The sequence below is a fragment of the Polaromonas sp. P4_F9 genome, assembly GCF_056401235.1.
The window spans coordinates 15,991-39,189 of the sequence record NZ_JBFUJT010000030.1; the positions used below are offsets into that span (position 1 = coordinate 15,991).

Sequence of the window (23,199 nt, forward strand, 5' to 3'; positions counted from 1 at the left end):
TTTCTTCCACAGACAATCCTTGATCATGGCTACACGTACAACAAAATCCCCTGCCGCCCCGAAGGCCGCGAAACGTAAAACCGAAGGCGACACGCAGAGCAGCTTCGAGCGCATGCTCGGCCTGCTGGACCTGTTCACGCCGGGCATGTCCGTCCGCCCGGCAATCGACTTGGTCAGCTACCTGGGCACTTCCCGGTCGACCTCGTACCGCTACATCAAGGCGCTGCACGCCGCGGGCCTGATCGAAGCCGTGTCCAACGGCCGCTATGTGCTTGGCCCACGCATCGTCGAGTTCGACCGGCAAATCCGCATGTCGGACCCGCTGTACAAAAGCGGCGCCAAGGTGCTGCGGCCCCTGGTCGAGCTGACAGGCAATTCGGCGCTGCTGTGCGCGCTTTACAGCGACACGGTGATGTGCATCCGCGAGGAACTGGCAGAAGGCAGCCCGCCAGTGCTGTTCTCGCGGGGCCAGCGCCGCCCGCTGTTCTCGGGTGCCGCGTCAAAGGTGATTCTTCCCTACTTGCCGCCGCACCGCTTGCGCAGCATCTTCCAGCAACACCAGCGCGCCATCGCGCTGGCCGGCCTGGGCACCGACTGGACCTCATTCCGCGAAAGCCTGGCCGCCATCCGGCGCGACGGTTTCGTGGTCAGCCAGGGCGAGTTCAATCCCGGTGTGTTCGGCGTCTCGGCACCGGTGTTCAACGCCGATGGCCTGGTGGTGGGGAGCATCGGCGTGGCAGGCGCCGAGGATCGGCTGGACCGCAAGCGCATGCACGGCTTCTGCGAGGCGGTGGTGGCCGCAGGCAAACAGCTGAGCGAGGCCCTGGTAAATGAGGACACCGACCTGGTCAGCCCACCGAGGGCGTTCGGCTCGGTGTCGGCGCGCAACACCGCGCGCTAGACTTCCGCCGGTCAACGCGGCACTTTCCGAAGACGGGACCAACACCGGCGACGCCCACCGGCTGACCAGCAGAATCAGCTGCTATGGGTCAGGCCGCCATCACAGGCAATGGTCTGGCCGGTCACGAAGGCCGATGCAGGCGAGGTTAGAAACATGACCAACCCCACCAGGTCCGCTGGCACCTGGCTACGCGGCACACACTGCTGGGCCAACTGCTGCTGACGCCGTTCGAGCGTTGGGTTCACCGTTCGGTCCACCTCGGTCGACACACCGCCCGGCCGAATGCAGTTCACCGTGATGCCGTGGCCGCCGAGTTCGCGCGCCAGCGCATTCGTCATGCCGATGAGCGCGGACTTCGAGGTAACGTAATGCAGGTAGTTCGCCACGCCAAGCCGCACCGCATCCGAGGAAATGTTCACGATGCGACCCCAGCCCGCCTCGCGCATGGCCGGTGCCACCGCGCAGATGCTGTTGAACACGCCGGTGATGTTGATCCGCATGACCCGCTCCCACTCCTGCAGGCCAATCTGGTCAAAGGGCTTCTTCTCGAGCGTCGCGAAGATGGCCGCGTTGTTGATCAAGGCATCGACACGGCCGTATTGCGCCAGCGTGGCCTGGACCATGGCGTCCACCGAGGCCCTGTCGCCGATGTCCACCTTGACCGCCATGCCGCGGCCACCCGCGGCTTCGATCTCGGCAAGTACGCCCTGGGCGCTTTCGATGTTGAGGTCGGCCACCACCGGAAAAGCTCCCGCCGCCGCGAACTGCCTGGCGAATTCCCGGCCGATGCCCTGGCCGGCGCCGGTGATGACCACCACCCGTTCGGCGACGCTGAAATCGCGCGCGCTTGCCGGAACACCGGAGTCCTGGGGTGCGTGAACCAATACTTTTGTTTCCATGTTTTGCTCTTAAAGGGTTGGCCTAGGGCTAGGCAGGTGTGACCGCGACGGGGCGATCAGGCGAAGGCCGGCGCGCGGGCCGGCTGGACAGCAATGTGACGACGTGGACCAAAAAAATTTGTATAACATCCCACATATCAGGACTAGTTTATAACAAGAAGCAATCTTGCAGCAAGCTCGATCTCGCATCCGTTGGTGCGAAAGGCGGCAAACACGGTGCCAAGTCCAGCTGTTGCATTAAGTGTCATATCATGGGATAATTTCATAAACTTTCAGGCCAGACATGAACCCCGAAACCACTCTTGTTTCAAGCGCAGCTGGCGCTTCTCGTTCCGTCCCTGCGCAAGAGATCCATCTCTACGCTGGCACCGCAGGCCATTCCGCCTGGTTCAGCGACGACCTGGGCGAGACCTGGGTCCATCCGAACAGCCATTCCGGCATGTACCTGGAGGCGCGGGTATGGGCCATGAGCAGCCATCCCGAGACACCGGAGACCCTGCACGCCGGTACGGATGAAGGCGTGTACCGCTGGGACGAGCGGACGGCGCGGTGGCATGCCATCTGCCCCGGGCTGGGCGACGTGTGGGCGGTGGCGCACGATCCCAAGGACCCGCATACCCTGTTCGCCGGAACGCGGCCCGCCGCGTTGTTTCGCTCGAGCGACGACGGCGTCAGCTGGACCGAGCTCGCCGCGCCGGGCATCGCCAAGTTTTCCGACATCAACATGGGCCCGACCCGCGTCACGCAATTGCTGTTCGATCCATTCTCGCCAGATACCTTGTGGGCCACGGTGGAGATCGGCGGCATCTACCGCAGTGACGACCGAGGATTGAACTGGAAGCTCCTCACCGATGGCCTGGTGTCCGCCGACGTTCACGGTATCGCCGTGACACGCACCGCGGCCGGCCAGGTGCGCATCATCGCTTCGACCAACCGCGGCCTGCATTTCAGTGAGGACCAGGGCGAGCATTGGCGCTTCGTGGAACTCGATTCGCCCTGGCAATACACCCGCTGTGTGGTGACCCGCCCGGACGATCCCGCCACCGTGTTCCTCACCAATGGCAATGGCCCCCCCGGCAACGACGGGCGCCTGCTGCGCAGCCGGGATGGCGGAGACAGCTGGGAACGCCTGTCCCTGCCGGGCGAACTGAACAGCACGCTGTGGTGCGTCGCCCTGCATCCGTCCAATCCCGACCTGATGTTCCTCTGCACCAATCTCGGACAGCTGTTCCGAAGCACGGATGGAGGCGATAGCTGGCAACGCATGCCGCACGAATTCGGCGAACTTCGCTCGCTGCATTGGCGCGCAGTACCGGCGGGAACCCGCGCCGCGCCACACTCGATTACCCGTCCCACCGCGCCGAAGCCGGTCATCGCGGGCTGACCTGGAAGCCTTCCGCCACACGGTCGCGTACAGAAAAAACTCGAATGCAAACAGCTTATGACTACATCATCGTCGGCGCCGGATCCGCTGGCTGCGTGCTGGCGAGCCGGCTATCCGCCGACGCTAAAACCACGGTGCTTCTGCTTGAAGCCGCGCAAGACACGGCACCCTCGGGCGAGGCCAAAGACGTGCTCGACCCCTATCCGCTGTCTTCCTACAACCAAGACTATTTCTGGCCCGATGTGAAGGCCTTCTGGCGCAATGACGCCGCGGGCGGCGCGGTGAAATTCCCGCAGGCGCGGGTCATGGGCGGCGGCTCGTCGGTAGCGGGCATGGTGGCGTTTCGCGGCACGGCCGACGACTATGCGGAATGGGAGGCGCTAGGCGCACGGGGCTGGGCCTGGAACGACGTCCTGCCCTATTTCCGCAAGCTTGAATCGGACCAGGACTTCCAGGACGCTTCGCACGGCAACGCCGGTCCAATCCCGATTCGAAGAATCCCCCGCGACGCGTGGCCTCCCCTCAGCCAGGCGCTTTACCGCTACGCCGTCGGCACGGGCATGGCCTATGTGCCGGACATGAACGCCGACTTTCGGGACGGCTATGGCATGACGCCGATCGGCAACAGCAAGGCTGGCCGCGTGACCACCGCTGCTGGCTACCTGACGGCTGAAGTGCGGCGGCGCTCCAACCTCACCGTGATGGCGGGCTCGACCGTGCGCTCACTTCGATTCGAAGGCAACCGTGTCGTCGGACTCGCCGCTGAAGCCGCTGGACAGGCCGTCGATTTCAGCGCCCGCGAGGTCATTCTGAGCATGGGGACCATCCATTCACCTGCGATGCTCCTGCGCTCGGGCATCGGTGATGCATCCGCGCTCGCGACGCTAGGGATTCCGGTGATTGCCGACCGCCCCGCGGTAGGCCGCAACCTGCAGAACCATGCCGCGCTCTTCGTCGGCGCGATTCTCGGCCGCGATTTCCGCCAGGACCCGGCGCTGCGCACGCATCCGACCACCTGCATGCGCCTGTCTTCCAGCGTGCCGAACGCACCCCGATCAGACCTCTACATCAACATCCAAAGCAAGACTTCGTGGAACGCGATGGGGCTGCGCCTGGCAAGCCTGAATGCCGTGTTGCTGAAGCCGCAAGGCACCGGCCGGGTGCGCTTGTCGAGTGCCGACGCCGCCCGCGCCCCGCTGGTGGAGTTCGGCTTCGGCGACCATGAAGGCGATCTGCTCCGGTTGGCGGAAGGCTTGCTGCGCATATTCGACATGCTGGCCTCCGAGCACGTGGCACCGCATATCGGGACGCCCTTCATCGTGCGGGTCGGCGACCGCATTCGCAAATGGAACGCCCTGACCGAACGCAACGCATTGCAGGCGCGCGTATTCGCCCTGTTGCTGGATGCAATGCCGATGCCGCTGGCCGACCGCATCCTGGCCCGCATGACCGGCAAGTCGCTCGACACCAAGGGCCTGTCGCAGGACCGAGAGGCTCTTCTTGAATTTGTGCGCAGCGAGGTCTCTGGTGTGTACCACCCCGTCGGCACCTGCAGGATGGGGCGCGAGGACGACCCGCGAGCCGTGGTCGATTCGGACGGACGGGTGTTCGGCGTGCAGGGGCTGCGCGTCGTTGACGCCTCCATCATGCCTACTATCCCAAGGGGAAACACCAACATTCCAACCATCATGGTGGCGGAGAAGATGTCCGATCAGATCCTGCGCAACAGCGTGGCCGCCTAGCCGTGACCCCACAAATACAAAAGGTAAAGACACCATGGATCTCCAACTCAAGGGCAAGCATGTTTTCATCACGGGTGGCTCCAAGGGCATCGGCCTGGCGTGCGCCCGTGAGTTCTTGCAAGAAGGCTGCACCGTCAGCCTGGTGGGGCGTGACCAGGCCCGGCTGGCGCAGGCTTGCGCGGAACTCGACATCTCCGGCCGGCTTGCCCACGGCCTGACCGCCGACCTCACTAATGCGCAAAGTGCTTTGGCGGTGATAGAGCAGGCCGAGGCGGCCCATGGACCGATCGACGTGCTGGTGAACGCCGCCGGCGCGGCTCGCCAGAAGCCGTTCAGGGAACTCGAGCCACAGGACTGGCGTGCGGCCATGGACGCCAAGTTTTTCACCTACATCAACGTGATGGACCCGTTGATCAAGCGCATGGCCGTACGTGGCCACGGCGCGATCGTGAACGTCATCGGCATCGGCGGCAAGATCCCCATCACCACGCACCTGGTCGGCGGCGCAGCCAACGCCGCCCTGATGCTGGCCACCGCCGGCCTGGCACTGGCCTATGCGCCGCAAGGCGTGCGGGTCAATGCGCTCAACCCGTCCAAGACGGCTACCGGCCGGCTGGCGGAGGGTGTCGAGGCCGATGCCCGCCAACGCAACATCTCCGAGGATGCGGCGATGATCAAGGCCCGCGAGTCGTTGCCCATCGGACGGCTGGCGACGCCGGAGGACGTGGCCGCTGCGGTGGTCTTTCTGGCATCGCCGCGCGCTGGCTATATCTCGGGCTCGGTGCTGTCGATGGACGGTGCGACACGGCCAATGGTTGTCTGAGGCTGTGCAATCATGAACCCAAGCAAACACGCCAAGGTGCTGATCCTGGGCTCCGGCCCTGCCGGTTACTCGGCCGCCGTTTATGCAGCGCGCGCCAACCTGCAGCCGGTGCTGATCACCGGCATCGCGCAGGGTGGCCAACTCATGACCACCACCGAAGTCGACAACTGGCCGGCCGACGTGCACGGCGTGCAGGGGCCGGAGCTGATGCAGCGTTTCCTCGAACATGCCCAGCGTTTCAACACCGAAATCATCTTCGACCACATCAGCGAGGTCGACTTCAGCGAGCGGCCTTTCAAGCTCAAGGGCGACAGCGGCAGTTACAGCTGCGACGCGCTGATCCTGTGTACGGGGGCCTCGGCGCAGTACCTCGGGTTGGAATCGGAAACCGCTCTCCAGGGCCGTGGCGTGTCGGGCTGCGCCACCTGCGATGGGTTTTTCTACCGCGACCAGGAGGTCTGTGTGGTCGGCGGCGGCAACACCGCGGTCGAAGAAGCGTTGTATTTATCAAACATTGCCAGCAAGGTGATGCTGGTGCACCGGCGCGACAAGTTTAAGGCCGAGGCCATCCTGGTGGACAAGCTCATGGACAAGGTCGCGGCGGGCAAGATCGAATTGAAGCTCTTCCACACGCTCGACGAGGTGCTCGGCGATGCAAGCGGCGTGACCGGCGTGCGCCTGCGCCACGCCCTCGACGGTGCGCTGCACGACGTGGCGCTCAAGGGTTGTTTCATCGCCATCGGCCACAAGCCGAACACCGATATCTTCGAAGGCAAGTTATCGATGAACAACGGCTACATCGTCACCCGCACCGGCCTGCAAGGCTTCGCCACCATGACCAGCGTTCCCGGCATCTTCGCCGCCGGCGACGTGCAGGACCATGTGTACCGCCAGGCCATCACCAGTGCCGGCACGGGTTGCATGGCGGCACTGGACGCACAACGGTTTCTAGAAAACCAATAGGGCCGTTCCTTCGCGGCCGGGCCGTGGTACCGGCGGTCCAGGAATGGGCAATTCGACGCGGGTACTCGGCCGAGGATGTCTTCAGAAAGTGTGAAGGAACCGTCGCGAGCGCCCCGAGACTGTGCCGAGGTCCGGAGCCGTACCGAAGCGAGGCACCGCGCGACCACGCTGTGCGTACAGTGAGGACCGCAGGGGCAGCACCGGGGTACCCAGCAGGTTCATTCCACACTTTCTCAGTCGACGGCAATCTTCGCCGAGCGAATCAACTTGCCCCAGCGTGCGCTTTCCTCCTGGGTGAAACTGGCCATTTCGGCAGGCGTGCCGCCGATGGGCACGATCATCATGCCCTGAAGCTTGGCGATGACATCGGCCTGCTTCATCGCTTCGGAGACCGCGGCGGACAGCTTCGCAACGATAGCCGCGGGTGTTCCCGGCGGGGCCACCAATCCATACCAGGCCGAGGTCGTGAACGACGGCAGGGTTTCCGCCATGGTCGGCACATCGGGCAAGGCGGGCATGCGCTTGGCGCTTCCCACGGCGATGGCGCGCACTCTGCCATCTCTTATGAAGGGCATGCTGTTGCCCAACTCGGCCACGAAGAGATCGGCCTGGCCCTGGACGAAACCCGACATCGCCGCCGCCGAGCCCTTGTACGGAACGTGCAAGATGTCCAGGCCCGTCTGCGACTTCAGCATCTCCACGGCGAGATGCTGCGTCGTGCCCGCACCGCCACTCGCGTAGCTCAATGCGCCTGGGTTTGCCTTGGCATGGCTGATGATCTCGCGCAAGCTCTTGAAGGGCGAGGCTGCCCGCACGAGCAGCACGTTCTGCGCCGACGCGACCACCGAAATCGGCACGAATTCCGCGGGATCGAAGCCCAGCTTCGGATACAGGAATTTGTTGATCGTCAAAGGCCCGGGCGACGCAAACAGCAGGGTGTAGCCGTCGGGCTTCGCTCGCGCGACATACTCCGATCCCACGTTGCCTGCGCCACCGCCGGCACGGTTTTCCACGACGATGGTGGCGTTCATGCTCACCCTGAGGCTCTCGGCTAGCAACCTGGCGATGTAGTCGGTCGCAAAGCCCGGTGCCACCGGCACGACCAGCTTGATCGGCCTGCTTGGGTAGTCGCTCTGGGCCGCGCCATAACCGGGAACTGCAATCGCACAGAGTGCAACGGCGCGCCGCAAGGTCTCGCGCCGGTTGAGGCCCAGCTGGAGCTCGGGGGAAGACGCGTCATTGGCTTTGGACATGATGGGGCTTTCAGGGCAGTAATCTGGAGAAACTTGGAAGTAATGGTGTTGCTAGGGCTTGCCCGCGAGATTGGCCTCGCGAACGAGCTTGCCGAGGCGTTGGCTGTCGCTTTGCTGGAACGCGGCGAAGGCTTCGCCTGATAACCGCAGCGGCTCCAAAGCGAACGTCGTCAACGCATCTTTCACCGGCTGGGTCTTCATGGCTTTCTCCACAATGTCGCGCATCGCCGCAACAATGGCCGGCGGCGTCTTCGCCGGGAAATACGCCGCCCACCATCCGGTAACCTCATAACCGGCCAGCCCCTCCTCCTGCGCAGTGGGCACGTCGGGCAAGGCGGACATGCGGGACGTGCCGGTGACGGCCAGGGGCCGAACACGGCCGGACTTGTGGTGCGGGCTAGATCCCGGCAGGTCCATGAACACGATGTCCACCTGCCCGCCCGCCAAGCCGACGATCGCGTCCGTTTGCGACTTGTACGGCACGGCGAGCAGCTTGACGCCACCCACGCTCTGCAGCAACTCGGCGGCCAGGCGCGTGGTGGCGGTGCCGCTTCCAAAGCTGAACTTGCCCGGATTCGCCCGTGCAGCCTTCAGGAATTCGTGCAGGTTGGGCTGAGTGACCGACGGCCCCGCATTCAAGATCAGGGCGAACTTGGCGATGCCGGCCACTGGAGTGAAGTCGGCCACCGGGTCGTAGGCGAGGTTGGGAATCATGTGCGGATTGAGCACCTGGGTCGAACTCGTCGTCATCACCAAGGTGTAGCCATCGGGCGGTGCGGCTTTGCCGGCCGCCATGCCGATCTGGCCCTCGGCACCGGCCTTGTTGTCGACGATCACATTCAGTCCGGCCACATCCGAGATGCCTTTGGCAAGGGCGCGGGCCAGGACATCGGTCGAGCTGGCCGCGCCGAACGGAACGAGCACCCTGACAGCGCGGGATTTGTCCGGGTAAACCTGGGCCAACGCGGATGTGCTCAACATGCCCAGGCAAAGCGAAACCGCCATGAGGGCGTGGGCCAGCCGTACTTCAGCCCATCGGCATGCATTCATCATTTGGCGCTCCTTCGAGGGTTTGGTATTGCCCGGGCTGCCTGTACCCAACCTGGGCAATTTTTAACTAATGCCATTATATGGGATTAGTTTATACAATGCCAGACCTTTGTTCCTGGTACAACCCAAGCTTGGGCCCTGGACCCATGGCACGCCAAACCCCTTTACCGCGGCCAATGCGTTCCGCGGCTGGCGATGCTGTTAGTTTTTCTTACGGCTCGTCAACTTAATGCAAATGGACGATTCACCACGAAGGTCATAAAGTTCCTGTATCCCAGAGCAGTCAGCAACGATGCGAGCCTGGGGCCTTCAGAACCACCGGACTTCGAATGAAACGCAAACTTCCTGCCCCTGTGCGCGGCACACCCGACATCCACCCCTCCCTCCCAATCGGAGTTGGCGTATGAGCGAGAGAATCACGTTGATCACTGGCGGCGCGGGCGGCATCGGCATGGCCTGCGCCGAGATGTTCGCGGCTGCCGGACACCGTGTCGCGCTGGTCGACCGCAACCCGGAGGTGCACCGGCTGGCCGCCGAGCTCGGCGAAAGGCACAACGTGCCGACCATTGGCTTCGTCGTCAATCTTGCGCAGGAAGCCGAGGTCGTGGCGCTCGCGCGCGATGCGCTGGCCTGGCAGGGGCGCATCGACATCCTTGTCAACAATGCCGGCATCCACCCAAAACAGGCCGACCGGAAGTTCAACCTCGAGGAGGTGACCAGCGAGCATTGGGCCGAGGTCTTCGCGATCAATCTCACCGCGCCATTCCTTCTCACGCGTGAGTTGCTGCCGCAGATGAAGGCGCGCGGCTGGGGCCGCATCGTCAACAACGCTTCGACTTCCGGGCGCACCGGGCGCATCAACGGCAGCACGCCCTATACCGCCTCCAAGCATGGCCTGATCGGGCTCACGCGCAGCGCGGCCGTCGAATCGGGCCAGTCCGGCGTGACGGTCAATGCGATCGCGCCCGGGCCGGTGCTGACCCAGCGCATCATGAACGCGCCCGAATACCGTTCAGGCAAGGCGCAGATGGTGCGCTACGGCAAGCCGGAAGAGGCCGCCGCGGTGATCAACTTCCTGGCATCGGACGCAGCCGCCTATGTGAACGGCGCGGTCTACGACGTCAACGGCGGCACCCTGATGGCGTGAAGCCTCGCGGGCCGATGGGCCCCGCTTGGAACGAGGCTCCATCGATCGACGGCCCGCCGTGGTGTGAACACCGCCCCGCCCCGACGCATGCCGGGCGTCAGCCTGCGATCGACTCGACAATCTCGATCATGCGGTCCAGCGCTGGCGTACGCTCACCCTTCAACCAGGCGAACACGAACGTCGTCGGATAAACCATGTCGCTGATCGGCAGAACCGTCAGGTCCGGTGGGTACATAAAGTTTTTCCCTATGATGGACAGGCCGATCCCCATGCCCACGGAGACCAGGTTCAGCTGCGACACCGTGGTGCTCACCTCCTGCACGATCCTCGGCTCGAAGCCGGCCTTGCGGCAGAACTCCAGGATGGCGCCATGTGCCGGACTGCTGATGCCCCGGGGCACGACGACAAACCGCTCGTTCGCCAACTCCGCCAGCTTCACCGACTTCTTTCTTGCAAGGGGATGCTCGTTCAACATCACGACGCCCACCTTGCCTGCCTGGATGTTCACCCATTCGAGCGCCATGCGATCCTGGCCCGTCACCAAAGGGGTGGTCTTGCGTTTGCGCAGAAATGTCTTGTCGGGCCCGAAATGCATGAAGCCCGCCTGGATCTTCCTGTCTTCCAGGGCCTTCTGCTGGTCGATCGTCACCTGCTCCACCAGCGACAGAGTGACTTCGGGAAACTCCTCGCGAAAGCGCTTGATGGCGCCACGAAAGAGCGAGTGAAGCAATGTGAGTGACCCGTATCCGATGGTGAGTGCGCCGCTTTTGCCTTCGCCTACGCGCTTGGTCATCGCCAGTGCGTCGTGCAGGTCGTTCATCAGCGCGTCCAGCCTTGGCAGCAGCACCTTGCCGGCCTCAGTCAACCTGACGCGGTGCGCCAGTCGTTCGAACAGTTGCGTGTCAAGCTCGCTCTCGAGATCGGCAATCAGTTGCGACACGGCTGGCCGTGTCACATGCAGGCGCTCTGCGGCCCGCCCGAAGTGTTCTTCCTCCGCGGCAGCCTTGAAATAGCGAAGATGTCGGAGTTCCATGGATTACCAGTAGTGCGGCCAGTGACGGACCTCGCCGGATGGCCATCGACGAGGCCAGGTCGCCATCGCGGGGCCGGGCACGATTGTAGCCGCTCCAGCGCCGCAACACCCGCCTGTGGGGTCGCCCTGCGAGGGCACGGGCAAACCCGCACGCCGCACCGGTCGTCTTGCGGTTCGCCGAAATCCGTCGAACGTTACGCCTCGGCGAACCTGAAGTCTCCAACCGATTCGTAGAAGCGGGCGATGTCGTCCAGCGTCGCATGGTCCGCCAGGTCGTTGAACGCCATTTCGACAATACTGCGTGCCAGGTTGCCGATGAGCACCGGAGCACCGAAGCTCGCAGCCGCCTTGGAAAAGAGCTGAAGGTCACGCACTACCGAGTCCAGAGGCACGTCGGCCGTGGGCTGCGCGGAATGAAAACTCGGCAGCAGGCGCTCGGACGCACTGCTGCGGCCGGAGCTGTTGTTGAGCACGGTGTCCATGTCCCGCATCGACAAACCCTGTCGGGCGCCGAGGCCCGCGCACTCGCAGGTCACCACGCGATTACATATGGCGATGGCTTGGACGACCAGATAAGTCGCATGGCCGTTGCCGGAAGCGCCGGCAACCACGACCCGGGGCGTGATGACTTCGAGCAAAGGCTTGATCTTGGCCACCGCGTCCGGATCGCCGCCGCAAAAAATCGCGGCGTGGGCCTGGAGATCAGCCCAGATTTCAGCATGCACAGGTGCATCGACGAGTTGCACACCGCGCTGCTTCATCGCTTCAGCAAGCGCCCGCGTCGCCTCCGGATCGCCCGCAGTCAGGTCAACAACAATCTTGCCTGCCGACAGGTTCTCCGCGAATTCGCCGTGCTCGAAGGTCACGTCGCGCAAATCCTCCTCTACCGCCTTGCCACAGACCATGATCACATCGCTGTCCCTGACAAGCGTCGCCAGCTCCGCGGCATGTTCGCTCCCAGCGTTGTGTGTCGCGTCGAACACCGACACTTCATATTGCCGTGCGAGTTGCTGAACGAGGTGTTGGCCAAGTGGCCCGAAGTTCACGCATCCAATCTTCATCTCAAGCCCTTTCCATCTGCGACTGCGCCGCCGGCGCCGGGTCTACGAAACGCGCACCGGCCAAAGATTCGATGAGTCCGATCATCTGTTCAAGTTGCGGGTTCTTTCCCAACGTGTTGACTCCGATCTGCAGGAGGCCCCGTACGATGGTCGTAATCGGCATGGGCGCACAACTCTCCAGGCTGAGCGACAGCGCCTGGTTCGTGTCCTTCAACTGCAACGCGAGACCGAATTTCGTGGCTTGTCGTCCTTCGGCGATCGCATGGAGCATGCCGGTGGAGGTGAAGTTGCGCGCCGTGGTGTGGTTGATGGCTTCGGTCATCACCTCAAGGGGCAAGCCCATCTTGCGACCCAAAGCAACGATTTCGAGCGTAGAGAATCGGCAGCCGGTGTTCATCAGGTTATTCACAGACTTCATGGTCTGGCCGTTGCCCACGCGGTCCCCGCAACGGTAGACATGGCGGCTGATGGCCTCAAGCACTGGCCTGGCCCGCTCATAGGCATCCTTGGGTCCCGAAGTAATGATCGACACCGTTCCCGCCTCAGCCGCCGCCATCGAGCCCGACACGGGCGCATCGAACAGCACCACGCCCCCTTCCGACAGACGCCGGGCAAATGCGCGGGTCTGGTCAGGCATGCCACTGGTCTGGTCGATCAGGATCTTTCCCGGAGAAAGGCCCTCGAGAAGCCCGTTCGCTCCGAAGATGACGTTGCTGACATCCGAGCTGCGAGGCAGGCACATCAGGATGATGTCGCACTGCCGAGCCATTTCCGCGGCTGTTGACACCGCCGTGGCCCCTTTCCTCTCGAAGTCCGCCACGACCGTGGCGTTGAGGTCCAACACCCTCAATGGATATTTCCCGATGATCTGGCGTGCCAGCGCTCCGCCCATCGCACCCAGACCGATATAACCAACGTTCATCATGTGTCTCCAGATCACCAACCGCTGACAATCAATGCCTGAATTATTTGAAAGATGGAGCAACGGGTCAAGACACATTTCCGGGCGGGCTCGGTAAGGCGCCCTTACCGCAAATCCCGCTCCATCATGCGCTTGAAACCGGTTCAGCCCCGCGCCTGGGCCAGCAGCGTTTCCGCGTTGCTGACTTCGAACGCCCCGGGGCGTTCGACGTTCAGGTTGGACACCACGCCGTCCTTCACCAACATCGAATAGCGGCTGCTGCGCACACCCATGCCGCGTGCCGTGAGGTCCAGCGCGAGGCCGGTGGCGGTAGCGAACACGGCGCTGCCGTCGCCCAGCATGCGCACCTTGCCGCCGGTCTTCTGGTCCCTCGCCCATGCGCCCATGACGAAGGCATCATTGACGCTCACGCACCAGATTTCATCGACTCCCGCCGCGTTGAAAGCCTCCGCGTGTTCGACATAGCCTGGCACATGGCTCGCCGAGCAGGTTGGCGTAAAGGCGCCGGGCAAGGCAAACAAAGCAATGGTCTTGCCTGCGCTTGCCTGGATTACATCCACTGGATTGGGGCCCAGGCTGCAGCCTTCGCCCTCGTGTTCGACATATTCCATCAGGGTGGCAGGGGGAAGTGTGTCGCCGACTTTAATCATGAGTCTCTCCGTTCATATTGAGCCAACAGGGCAAGCCACGAAGAATGGCAGTGCCTCATACCGATGTTGCTGGTGCGCGCTTGATAGCCCCAAAAGCACCCCTGAAAATATCAAGGAGCGTCAGACCACCCGAGCTACGCAAGGCAACACCCGACTCTAGATGTCCGTCTGAGCCATGTCCATTTGGATTTAGTTCATCACGAGTCAGCAAATCTGACCGACGCTCTGCGAGGATGGTCCGAGAGCCGTGCGATCGACATGCGCCGCGTGGCTAAGCCTGGGTCAGCGCCAGGCCTGTTTCTTCAATGTGCCCGATCAGATCCTGGCTGACGGCTGCAAGGGGCGCGTTCTCCCGGAATACCACCGCGATGTTCCGCTTGAGCGACGAGACGTCCAATGGCAACGCCTTGATGAACCCCGCGCTCACATCGGCTGCGACTGCATGAATGGGCAGCATCGCCAGATGGTCACTCGACCGGATGAGTGTTCTGGTGAAGTCGATCGATCCACATTCCACCAGGTTCACTGGCAAGCGAATCCCTTCCACGTCCATCAGCCTTTCAAGCACGGTGCGCTGCGACCAACCGACCATGGGGCAGATCCAGGGGCACTTCGCCGCGTCGCTCCAGTCCACTGTGTCCTGTTGGAAAAGACTGTGGTCAGCCCGCGCGAAAACGGACAACTTGTCGCGAAACAAGACCCGCTGTTTCAGCCCGTCGAAAAGAATGTCGAAGAACTCGGTCTGGCCGACGACGAAATCGAACTCGCCCCGCTGCAGCCCGACCAGCAGTTCGATCTGCACCTTCTCCACGACACGCAGCAGCACGTTCGGGTGAGCCTCCCGCCAGCGCGCCACGGAGAGCGGAATGACGTTGCTCGCAAGACTCGGCAAGGTGGCAATGGTCACTACGTTCGCCCGGGCGTCGTCGCGCTCGGAACAGGTCTTGGCGAGGTTCATCTCCTCGCGGATCAATCTCGCATGTGCATAGACGAGCTCGCCCGGTTTCGTCGGCGTAACACCGGTGGGTCCACGTTCGAGCAGCCGCACACCGAACTCGCTCTCCAGCCGATCCATCGATTTCGACAACGCCGGCTGCGACACGGCAAGTTGCTTCGCAGCCTTGGCCAGACTGCCCTGCTCGATAATGGTTGCGAGGTAGAGAAGTTTTCTGGGGTCCATGCGCTCGTTTCGATTGATCAAGCGTGGCGGTGGCGGACCACGGGCCTGCCGCCAGAGCAAGCCTGCACGGCCCGGTCGGTCAGTCCAGCGTAATCTTCAGCGACTTGATCACTTCGCCGAATTGCTGGTAGTCCTGGTCCATCACCTTGCGCAGTTGCGCAGGACTGCCGGCCCAGGCCGTGAAACCGACGGCATCGAGACGCTCGCGGATGTCGGGCTCGGACATGACGCGTACCAGGTCAGCATTGACCTTCTCAACAATTGGCTTGGGCACGCCCGTCGGGGCGAACAGCGCCACCCAGGTGCGCGCCTCCACGCTGGCCGGGCCGCCCGACTCGCGCACCGTAGGAATGTCTGGGTAGCTCGGGTGGCGCTGCGGTGCCGCCAGCGCCAACATCTTCACCTTGCCTGACTTGGCCAAAGGGCCGACGGTGGCCGCCGTGCCGAACGCCCAGGCGATGTCGCCACGCGCGATGCTCACGTAGATCTGCGGGGTTTCCTTGATGGGTATGTGGGTCATCGGAAGATTGAGAGCGGTTTCCAGCATGGCCGCATTGATGTGCAACTGACCGCCCACGCCGGACGATCCGTAGGTCAGTTGGCCCTTGGCCTCCTTGGCCGCGGCGGCCAGGTCGGCAACGCTTTTCCATTTCGAATCCGCTGCCACCACGATGAAGTAGTTCGTGCGGTACATCGGCGCCACTGGCTCGAAATCATGAAACGGATCGAACGGCATCTTCTTGTACAGATGCGGCTGGATGGTCATATAGGACGCATCGACCTGCAGAAATGTGTAGCCATCGGGCGCGGACCTTTTGGCTGCCTCGACCGCGATCCAGCCGTTGCCGCCAGGCCGGTTGTCGATGATGACCGACGTATTCCAGAGCTTGCCCAACTTCTCGCCCACGAGGCGCATCACCCCATCCGGACCCGTGCCCGCGGGAAAAGGAAGAATGATCTTCACCGGTTTGTTCGGAAAGGCCTGTGTCCACGCTGCGGTCGGCAACACCGCGGCCATTGACAACGACAGCAGCAAAATTCGTTTGGATAAGTTCATCGGGTCTCCTATTTGTGAGTTTCAGTTCATCCGAATGCATATGACGTCCGGCGTTGCCGCTGCCATTGACATTGAAAATGTAGACCGGCGCTGGAATGGCGTCTATTTGGTTTTTATGCCCTAAGACGTTAGAAAAACTAACCATCGTACTGAGGCGGGTGCGCTGCTGCCGGGCAGGCTGTCGAGACGCAAGGGGTCGCGGCGACGGCACGCGCATGTGACCCTTTTAACCAGCGCCACGAGCCCGTGGACAACAGGCTCGTAGTCTGGATGCAATACTCAGTGAAAGGACCGCCCGCCGTCCGTTGCCAGGGCTGCCCCGGTCACATACGAGGAATCCGAGACCGTGAGGAACAGGATCGCTCGGGCGATTTCCATGGGATCGGCCAGCCGCTTCAAGGCGTAGTTGCCGACGTTGGCCCGGTACCCGTCGGCCATTGGTGTGTCGACCATACCTGGGCAAACCGAGTTCACACGGATCTTTGGCGCCAGTTCAGCCGCAAGCACGCGTGTCAATGCAATGACGCCACCTTTCGATGCCGCGTAGGCAGTCAGGCCCGGCGCGTTGGAGAGCAAGCCCGCAGCGGAGGCAATATTGACGATCGTCCCGTCCAGCTCTCGTTGCATCCACGGCAAGCAGCTTCGGACCACGATGTATGTGCCGGTCAGGTTCACCTCCAGAATGCGGCGCCAGGCATCGGCGGGCACTTCGGTGGTGAGCCCCTTGGACATGATGCCCGCCGCGTTGACCACGCCGTCGATGCCCGACATCGCCAGGCCGGCCTGCTCGATGACCTTCATGACCGCGCTCTCGTCGGTGATGTCGACGACATAGCTGGTGGCGCCGATTTCATGGGCCGTCTCTGCAACCCGCGCGTCACGGTCGAGCAACGCGAGCGACGCGCCTTCCGCGGCGAACAACCGAGCCACCGCCCTGCCTATGCCGGAAGCGCCGCCTGTGACAACCAGCCGCCTTCCTGCGAGCCTGTTCGAAGGCGCCGGCGCCGCGCTCCCAGCCTGGTTCACTTCTTTCTCAGCCATCGTTATCTACCCTTTCTGTCGTTTTTGAAGATCCACATCGATGTCCGTCACGCTCATCGTTGGACGAAAGCGTTCGCTGGCGAACCCTCCGCGGTGGAAATGAACACGCTCTTCGTCTCCAGGTATTCGTTGACCGATTCGATACCCTGCTCACGCCCGATCCCCGAGCGCTTCATGCCGCCGAAGGGCATCATGTAGCTGTAGGTTCGGTAGGTGTTGATCCAGACGGTGCCGACTTCAAGGCTCTTCGACATGCGTAGCGCCTTGCCGATGCTCTTCGTCCAGACTGCCGCAACCAGCCCGAAGTCAACGTCGTTTGCAATCTCGACGGCCTGCTCTTCCCCATCGAATTCAATAATCGACAACACCGGGCCGAAGACCTCTTCTTGTGCGATACGCATGCCGTTGGTAACACCGTCGAAGATGGTCGGTTCGACGAACTGACCGCCGATCAAACCCGGCCCCACGGCCGGCTTTCCCCCGAGGATGCATCGCGCGCCGTCTTCCTTGGCGACTGCAATGTAATGAAGGACCTTCTGGAACTGAGGTGGCGTCGCTATGGGTCCTACATTGGTGGCCGGGTCCATGGGATCACCGAGACGGATGTTCTTCGCCATCTGCAAGAGCTTTTGGGTGAACTCCTCCTTGATCGACTTTTCGACCAACAACCGCGAACCGGCGGAACACATCTGGCCTGCAGCACCAAAGATGCCCGAGACAACGCCAGCCGCAGCCAGATCAAGATCGGCATCTGCGAACACGATGTTCGGGGACTTGCCACCCAGCTCAAGTGAAACCCGCTTCAACGTGCGGGCCGCGGTCTCGTAAATTCGCGTGCCGGTTACGTCGGATCCCGTGAAAGTGATTTTGGCAATGTCGCGATGCTCGACCAGGGCCGCTCCGGCTTCCTGCCCCAGCCCCGTGACCACATTGAAGACACCATCCGGCACGCCGGCCTCCTTCAGCAGCGCTGCGAACTCCAGTGTGCTGACCGAGGCGAATTCCGAAGGTTTGACCACCACCGAGCATCCCGCGGCCATGGCCGGAGCGGCCTTGACCGCAGCGAACCACAAAGGTGAGTTCCAGGCCGTGAGCGCGGCCACCACGCCGATGGGTTCACGTGTGGTGAACGCGAAGGTGTTGGGCTTTTCCATCGGGACCGATGAGCCCTGAATCTTGTCGGCCAGACCGGCGTAGTAATACCAGCACTCGGCAATGGCGGCGAGCTGGCCATGCATTTCGGCAAGCAGCTTGCCGTTGTCCCTGGCCTCGATCTCGGCCAGGCGCACGGCGTTCTTCGCCACCACATCGCCAATGCTGCGCAGGACCTTGCCGCGCTTGGTGGCCGACATGGTGGCCCACGCACCCTTGGTCATCGCCAGCTTGGCCGCGGCGACGGCACGCTCGACATCCTCAGCGCCTCCACGCGGGATCAAGGCCCAGGCATCACCGCGGTAGGGATCCACCGTCTCGATCCATTCGCCTCGCTGAGGCTCGACTTCATTTCCGTTGATGTACAGACCATACTTTTTCATAGTTGCCTTGGGGTCAGTCGGTCACCCGAATGTTGTTCTCTGTGATGACTTCACGCCAACGGGCTGCTTCGCCCGCGAGGAATGAAGTGAGTGCTGCGCCAGTCTTGATGTCGGGCTGGAATGCCATCGACTTGAACCGATTCTGGAAGTCAGGCTCGTTCACGCCTTTGGTAATGACGTCTGCGATCTTGGCCACGACGTCGGGCGGCGTACCGGCGGGTGCCACGAATCCATGCCACAGCACCGTGTTGATCTGTGGAAGACCCAACTCGCGCGTGGTCGGGACATCCAGAAGATTGCTGGACCGCTCCTGCGACGACACAGCCAACACGCGCAACAGGCCGTCACCCCGCATCGGAGCCACCTCGGATACCGAGGCGAACATCATGTCCGCGAATCCACCCGCGATGGCCTGCAGACACTCGGGATTGTTACGGTAGGGCACGTGCAATCCGGTACCGCCGATCGTCTTCAGAAACTTGACGGCGTTCAAGTGCCCCATGGTTCCCACGCCGCCCGATGCGAACTTCACGCCACCAGGCGCCTTGGCTGCGGCCTTGAGGTCGTCCATCGTCTTGATATTGCCCGAAGCGGAAACAGCCAGCCCCAAGGGAAAACCACCAACCCCCGCGATCGGCGCGTAGCTGTCGAGGCTATACCTCATCTTGTCGCGTAGAACCGTTTGCACAATGCTGGTGCCGATCAGACACAGCATCGTGTAGCCATCGGCCGGCGCCGATGCGACGTAGCCTCCGGCAATCGTCGTGGAAGCGCCGCCGCGGTTCTCGACGATGACCGGCTGAGACCACCGGCTGGTCATGTATTGGCCGAGGGTACGGCTGATCAGATCGTCCGTTCCGCCTGGCGCATTGCCGACCACGATCTTGATGAGGCGCGTCGGGTATGTGGTTTGGGCGAATGCCTTTGACACCGGAATGCCGACCGAAGCAAGACCTGAGGCCGCTTGCAGGATGGCTCGCCTTGTAATCATTTGTTGTCTCCTAATTCTTTGTTTGGCATGACGTGAGTTTTTTCTCTCACCATGGACGTTCATACGAATGCCCGGAACCTTCAAATGCGGCGCGTCGCTAGGTCAGACCGCATTCACATCTTCTTCAGGCGCCAGGTGCTCCAAGTATTGAAGTTGTCGAGATGGGGGTCAAGACGGCTTTTCTGGAGCGTTCGTTAAGATTTGCTTACGTCAGGAATCCGCGCGCGGATGGACGAAGGAACGCCGTGAAGTCCGCCTTCACGGCGATGCGCGCGTGCTGTCAGGCCATCGCTTCGATGATCCGGATGTCTCTGTCGGCTCCCCCGCCCAGAGCACGCAGGGCCTGCTGGTACGCAGCGCCATCATGTGTGGCAATCGCCTGCTGGACACTGTCGAATTCGATCAGAATGGTGCGCTCGCCGACCCCTGCCTCGTACACCTGTGCCGGCGTGCCTCGGGCGAGAAAGCGGCCGCCGCCGGCCTGGATAGCGGGGCCGGCCAGCTTGCCGTATTCGGCAAGCGCGTCGGGTTGGGTGATCGCGCGATAGGTCGTGATCCAATAGGCTTTGGCCATGGTGAAGCTCCTTCTGTGGTTGACGGTTCAATGGTTGTAATGGGCGTGGGTCGCCCGGCGTTCGGGGAAGTCTTTTCCCCTTTGACTTGCTGTTGGGCGAAGCCGTTTCTCAGTCGCCCCGCGCCTGCCTGGCCTTGGCAGTGGCGCCGTTGAGCAAAAAGGACAAGTCGGTGCCAGTCGAGAGGTAGCGACAACCCAATTCGACCATCTCGGCGGCCAACTTCGGATAAGCAACCAGTCCGCCGATGCCGAGGTGCTTGCCATGCTTTCGGCACGCGGCGATGCTTTGCACATAGGCGTCGCGAATCAATGGATGATCGAGCTCGCCCGGTATGCCCATCGAGGATGCCAGGTCGTTCGATCCGATGAAAAGCATGTCCACGCCCGTGACGGCAGCGATCTCATCCACCTGGGCAAGTGCCTCGGCCGATTCGATCATGACAACCACCATCGTGGCGTCATTCATGGCGGCAAATACTTCTTTGGTCGGGAATGCCTTGAATCGAAGGTGCGGCAGCGAACCGGTGAATCCCCGATTCCCCAATGGAGGAAACTTTGCGGCATCGACGATGGCTTTGGCATCACTGGCCGATTGAACATGGGGGGCGATGACGCCAAGCGCGCCGCCGTCCAGCACTCGGCCGATCGATTGGGGCGAGATATTCGCAATCCGGACTAGCGGGGTGATCCCCAGCGCAAGCCCGGCCATGCAGATTTGCGCGGTGGTCTCCAGGGAGAAGCTGCTGTGTTCCAGGTCGATGTAGAAGGTATCGAATCCGGCGGACCGCGCAATTTCAGCGATCTCGATGGTGCGCACCAGGCGAACGGTCATCGACACCACCAGCTCGTCGCGGGCTAGCTTCTCCTTGACACCGTTTCGAACTAGGTCTTTCGCTGAAACAGCCATGACATCTCCTGAAGGTCTTGTTTGATTTCACCCCGGACGGGCTTGGCTTTGCCCGAGCCAAACCGGTCGCCGAGAAAGCGCTTTCTGATCGACGTCAGTGGCATTCGCTTTCAATGATCGAGATCTTCCGTGCAAGCCAATACGGGGTCAAGCAACAAACAAGTCTTTGGCTGATGACCAATAACCCGGGGTTATAGCCCCGGAGTTTCACCTCTGGATATGTTCGAGATGCACTCCTAGAATTTACCCATTCCAGGATCGAAAGACCATTCGCTCCGTTCAAATCACAGGAGAATCACATGCGAGTTTCAGTGGCTGCATCGGCCGAGTCGGGTGTCGTCGGCAGCATGCGCGATGGCGTTCTTGAGCAAAAATTTTTGCTCACGGGCAAGGACGGCGCGCCGGACAATTACCTGCTCAACGTGGGCCGCACCGGCGCAGGGGGGTGGACAACACCTCGCCATCGCCACAACTTCGACCAGGTTCGCTATGTGCTCAAGGGAACCTATCCGTATGCCAAGGGCAAGGTCATGAAGGAGGGTTGGGTTGGTTACTTTCCGGAGGGTGTCTACTACGGCCCGCAGGACCGGCCGGAAGGACTCGAGATGATGGTCTGCCAGCTCGGCGGTGCCAGTGGCGACGGCTTCATCAGCGTTGCCGACCGCGAGGCGGCGAATGACATCCTGAAGCTGAAGGGCGAATTCAAGGCCGGCATCTACACGTGGATAGACGAACACGGCAAGAAGCACAACCAGGATGGCTCCGAAGCCTGCCTTGAACAGGCCATGGGAAGAAAGCTGGTCTACCCCAAGCCGCGGTATGAAGACCTGGTCATGATGGACCCAGACAATTACGCATGGATTCCAGACGAGGCGCCTGGAGTTTCGACCAAATGGCTTGGCTCGTTCACCGAACGCAACATGCGCCTGGGCTTCGTCCGCATCGATGCCGGTGCCACGTTCCAGGCCGGTTGCGAAAGTTCGATTGAATTGATGTTTCTTGCCGAGGGACGGGTGCGATTCGACGGCAAGGAGCATGGCCCGCAGGCCGCGTTCGAATTCCTGGCCAATGAAGGCCCGTACCCCATCACAGCGGTGGCGCAATCCAAGTTTCTCCGCATCGTTCTACCCAGGTTCTGACACGCCTCGCCGTGTCCCGCCTTTCCCATCGGTCAGACAACACCAAGGACAATAAAAATGAAGTTTGCAAGTTTCATGGATGGCAGCCAGCGCCACATCGGCGTCGTTCAGCCAGACGGGCAGTCGATTCGCGCGCTGGACCCATCGATCTCCGACATGAACGTTCTCATTGAACGCTTCGAGACGCTCCGCGGGGAATTGCCGCTCGACGGCCCTGTGGTGGCGTTGGACAAAGTCAGGCTCTGCGCGCCGATCACGCCACGGCGCAACATCTTCTGCGTGGGTAAGAACTACCGCGCACACGCCAAGGAATTCGCGGGCAGCGGTTTCGAGGCCGGTGCGGTGAAGGGCGCCGAGATCGACGAGTTTCCCGCCGTCTTCACCAAGCCCGCGACCACGGTCGTCGCGCATGGCGAAGCCGTCGAGCTGCATGCGCACATCACGTCGTCGGTGGATTACGAAGCCGAACTGGCCCTGGTGATCGGAAAGGCCGGGCGAGACATCACGCCGGAGAACGCGCTCCAGCACATTTGGGGCTACACCATCGTCAACGACGTCACGGCAAGAGATCGCCAACGCAACCACAAACAATGGTTCCTGGGCAAAGCCCTTGATACCTTCTGCCCGATGGGCCCCTGGATCACCACGGCCGACGAAGTCAAAGGCGACGATCTCGACCTGAAATGCTGGGTGAACGGTGAGCTCCGGCAGCAGGCCAATACGTCGGATCTGTTGTTCGACATTCCCACGCTGATCGCCACCATCTCGGCCGGCCTGACACTGTTGCCGGGAGACGTGATCGCAACCGGCACGCCTGCCGGCGTGGGCATCGGCTTCAATCCCCCGCGGTTCCTCAAGCCCGGAGACGAGGTCTCCATCGAGATCGCCGGCCTCGGCGTACTGACGAACCGTTTCAAGTGACCAGGCGATGGCTCTACCGGCCATTA

At 62.2% G+C, this 23,199-nt stretch carries 23 protein-coding genes; 9 read left to right on the top strand and 14 right to left on the bottom strand.

Annotated elements, in window-relative coordinates:
* The first annotated feature begins 25 nt into the window (after positions 1–25).
* Positions 26–901 carry an IclR family transcriptional regulator gene (locus AC1DUB_RS21910; protein WP_477731293.1) on the top strand — a complete coding sequence of 292 codons (876 nt, stop codon included), beginning with the start codon at positions 26–28 and terminating at the stop codon, positions 899–901.
* A gap of 74 nt (positions 902–975) precedes the next feature.
* Here AC1DUB_RS21910 and AC1DUB_RS21915 read toward each other — a convergent pair whose 3' ends face one another.
* Positions 976–1,800, bottom strand: a complete 825-nt coding sequence (locus AC1DUB_RS21915) for an SDR family NAD(P)-dependent oxidoreductase (RefSeq protein WP_477731294.1) — start codon at positions 1,798–1,800, stop codon at positions 976–978.
* A 283-nt stretch (positions 1,801–2,083) separates the two neighbouring features.
* Here AC1DUB_RS21915 and AC1DUB_RS21920 point away from each other — a divergent pair, with 283 nt between their 5' ends.
* The 4 genes from AC1DUB_RS21920 to trxB are packed head-to-tail and all read left to right on the top strand — an operon-like array spanning position 2,084 to position 6,712.
* Positions 2,084–3,184 (top strand): WD40/YVTN/BNR-like repeat-containing protein, encoded by a 1,101-nt coding sequence (locus AC1DUB_RS21920; RefSeq protein ID WP_477731295.1) that lies wholly within the window; start codon positions 2,084–2,086, stop codon positions 3,182–3,184.
* Positions 3,185–3,228: 44 nt separating this feature from the next.
* Positions 3,229–4,926: a GMC family oxidoreductase gene (locus AC1DUB_RS21925; RefSeq protein ID WP_477731296.1), complete on the top strand. Its 1,698-nt coding sequence runs from the start codon at positions 3,229–3,231 to the stop codon at positions 4,924–4,926.
* Positions 4,927–4,960: 34 nt separating this feature from the next.
* Positions 4,961–5,749: an SDR family oxidoreductase gene (locus tag AC1DUB_RS21930; RefSeq protein ID WP_477731297.1), complete on the top strand. Its 789-nt coding sequence runs from the start codon at positions 4,961–4,963 to the stop codon at positions 5,747–5,749.
* A 12-nt stretch (positions 5,750–5,761) separates the two neighbouring features.
* Positions 5,762–6,712, top strand: coding sequence for a thioredoxin-disulfide reductase (gene trxB / locus AC1DUB_RS21935; protein ID WP_477731298.1), 951 nt, complete (start codon positions 5,762–5,764; stop codon positions 6,710–6,712).
* Positions 6,713–6,945: 233 nt separating this feature from the next.
* Here the strand turns inward: trxB and AC1DUB_RS21940 are convergent, their stop codons facing one another.
* Both AC1DUB_RS21940 and AC1DUB_RS21945 read right to left on the bottom strand, forming a co-directional pair.
* The gene (locus AC1DUB_RS21940) at positions 6,946–7,965 is read right to left on the bottom strand and encodes a Bug family tripartite tricarboxylate transporter substrate binding protein (protein WP_477731299.1); all 1,020 of its coding nucleotides are present in this window, start codon (positions 7,963–7,965) and stop codon (positions 6,946–6,948) included.
* A 51-nt stretch (positions 7,966–8,016) separates the two neighbouring features.
* A complete protein-coding gene (locus tag AC1DUB_RS21945) occupies positions 8,017–9,018 on the bottom strand; it encodes a Bug family tripartite tricarboxylate transporter substrate binding protein (protein WP_477731300.1) in 1,002 nt (333 codons plus the stop codon).
* 400 nt (positions 9,019–9,418) lie between these two features.
* On the opposite strand from AC1DUB_RS21945, the gene AC1DUB_RS21950 reads away from it, so the two are divergent.
* The gene (locus AC1DUB_RS21950) at positions 9,419–10,162 is read left to right on the top strand and encodes an SDR family NAD(P)-dependent oxidoreductase (RefSeq protein WP_477731301.1); all 744 of its coding nucleotides are present in this window, start codon (positions 9,419–9,421) and stop codon (positions 10,160–10,162) included.
* Between the two features lie 97 nt (positions 10,163–10,259).
* Here the strand turns inward: AC1DUB_RS21950 and AC1DUB_RS21955 are convergent, their stop codons facing one another.
* The 11 genes from AC1DUB_RS21955 to AC1DUB_RS22005 all read right to left on the bottom strand — a co-directional run bounded on the left by AC1DUB_RS21955 (position 10,260) and on the right by AC1DUB_RS22005 (position 21,113).
* Positions 10,260–11,195 carry a LysR substrate-binding domain-containing protein gene (locus AC1DUB_RS21955; protein WP_477731302.1) on the bottom strand — a complete coding sequence of 312 codons (936 nt, stop codon included), beginning with the start codon at positions 11,193–11,195 and terminating at the stop codon, positions 10,260–10,262.
* A 194-nt stretch (positions 11,196–11,389) separates the two neighbouring features.
* Entirely contained in the window at positions 11,390–12,241 is an 852-nt protein-coding gene (locus tag AC1DUB_RS21960; RefSeq protein WP_477731303.1) for an NAD(P)-dependent oxidoreductase, read from the bottom strand.
* Positions 12,242–12,257: 16 nt separating this feature from the next.
* Positions 12,258–13,181 (bottom strand): NAD(P)-dependent oxidoreductase, encoded by a 924-nt coding sequence (locus tag AC1DUB_RS21965; RefSeq protein ID WP_477731304.1) that lies wholly within the window; start codon positions 13,179–13,181, stop codon positions 12,258–12,260.
* A gap of 140 nt (positions 13,182–13,321) precedes the next feature.
* Complete coding sequence (locus AC1DUB_RS21970; protein ID WP_477731305.1) at positions 13,322–13,828, bottom strand: redoxin family protein; 507 nt, start codon at positions 13,826–13,828, stop codon at positions 13,322–13,324.
* 271 nt (positions 13,829–14,099) lie between these two features.
* Positions 14,100–15,008, bottom strand: coding sequence for a LysR family transcriptional regulator (locus AC1DUB_RS21975; RefSeq protein ID WP_477731306.1), 909 nt, complete (start codon positions 15,006–15,008; stop codon positions 14,100–14,102).
* A 79-nt stretch (positions 15,009–15,087) separates the two neighbouring features.
* Positions 15,088–16,065: a Bug family tripartite tricarboxylate transporter substrate binding protein gene (locus AC1DUB_RS21980; RefSeq protein ID WP_477731307.1), complete on the bottom strand. Its 978-nt coding sequence runs from the start codon at positions 16,063–16,065 to the stop codon at positions 15,088–15,090.
* A gap of 279 nt (positions 16,066–16,344) precedes the next feature.
* Positions 16,345–17,106: an SDR family NAD(P)-dependent oxidoreductase gene (locus AC1DUB_RS21985; RefSeq protein ID WP_477731308.1), complete on the bottom strand. Its 762-nt coding sequence runs from the start codon at positions 17,104–17,106 to the stop codon at positions 16,345–16,347.
* 53 nt (positions 17,107–17,159) lie between these two features.
* Positions 17,160–18,641 (bottom strand): aldehyde dehydrogenase, encoded by a 1,482-nt coding sequence (locus tag AC1DUB_RS21990; protein ID WP_477731309.1) that lies wholly within the window; start codon positions 18,639–18,641, stop codon positions 17,160–17,162.
* Positions 18,642–18,654: 13 nt separating this feature from the next.
* On the bottom strand, positions 18,655–19,632 hold the full coding sequence (locus tag AC1DUB_RS21995; RefSeq protein ID WP_477731310.1) for a Bug family tripartite tricarboxylate transporter substrate binding protein: 978 nt from the start codon (positions 19,630–19,632) through the stop codon (positions 18,655–18,657).
* Positions 19,633–19,912: 280 nt separating this feature from the next.
* Positions 19,913–20,206: a DUF1330 domain-containing protein gene (locus AC1DUB_RS22000; protein ID WP_477731311.1), complete on the bottom strand. Its 294-nt coding sequence runs from the start codon at positions 20,204–20,206 to the stop codon at positions 19,913–19,915.
* A gap of 109 nt (positions 20,207–20,315) precedes the next feature.
* Positions 20,316–21,113: an HpcH/HpaI aldolase family protein gene (locus tag AC1DUB_RS22005; protein WP_477731312.1), complete on the bottom strand. Its 798-nt coding sequence runs from the start codon at positions 21,111–21,113 to the stop codon at positions 20,316–20,318.
* A gap of 17 nt (positions 21,114–21,130) precedes the next feature.
* On the opposite strand from AC1DUB_RS22005, the gene AC1DUB_RS22010 reads away from it, so the two are divergent.
* The 3 genes from AC1DUB_RS22010 to AC1DUB_RS22020 all read left to right on the top strand — a co-directional run bounded on the left by AC1DUB_RS22010 (position 21,131) and on the right by AC1DUB_RS22020 (position 23,173).
* Complete coding sequence (locus tag AC1DUB_RS22010; RefSeq protein ID WP_477731313.1) at positions 21,131–21,310, top strand: hypothetical protein; 180 nt, start codon at positions 21,131–21,133, stop codon at positions 21,308–21,310.
* 102 nt (positions 21,311–21,412) lie between these two features.
* Positions 21,413–22,252 carry a cupin domain-containing protein gene (locus AC1DUB_RS22015; RefSeq protein WP_477731314.1) on the top strand — a complete coding sequence of 280 codons (840 nt, stop codon included), beginning with the start codon at positions 21,413–21,415 and terminating at the stop codon, positions 22,250–22,252.
* Positions 22,253–22,309: 57 nt separating this feature from the next.
* Positions 22,310–23,173 carry a fumarylacetoacetate hydrolase family protein gene (locus AC1DUB_RS22020; RefSeq protein WP_477731315.1) on the top strand — a complete coding sequence of 288 codons (864 nt, stop codon included), beginning with the start codon at positions 22,310–22,312 and terminating at the stop codon, positions 23,171–23,173.
* The last annotated feature ends 26 nt before the right edge of the window (positions 23,174–23,199 follow it).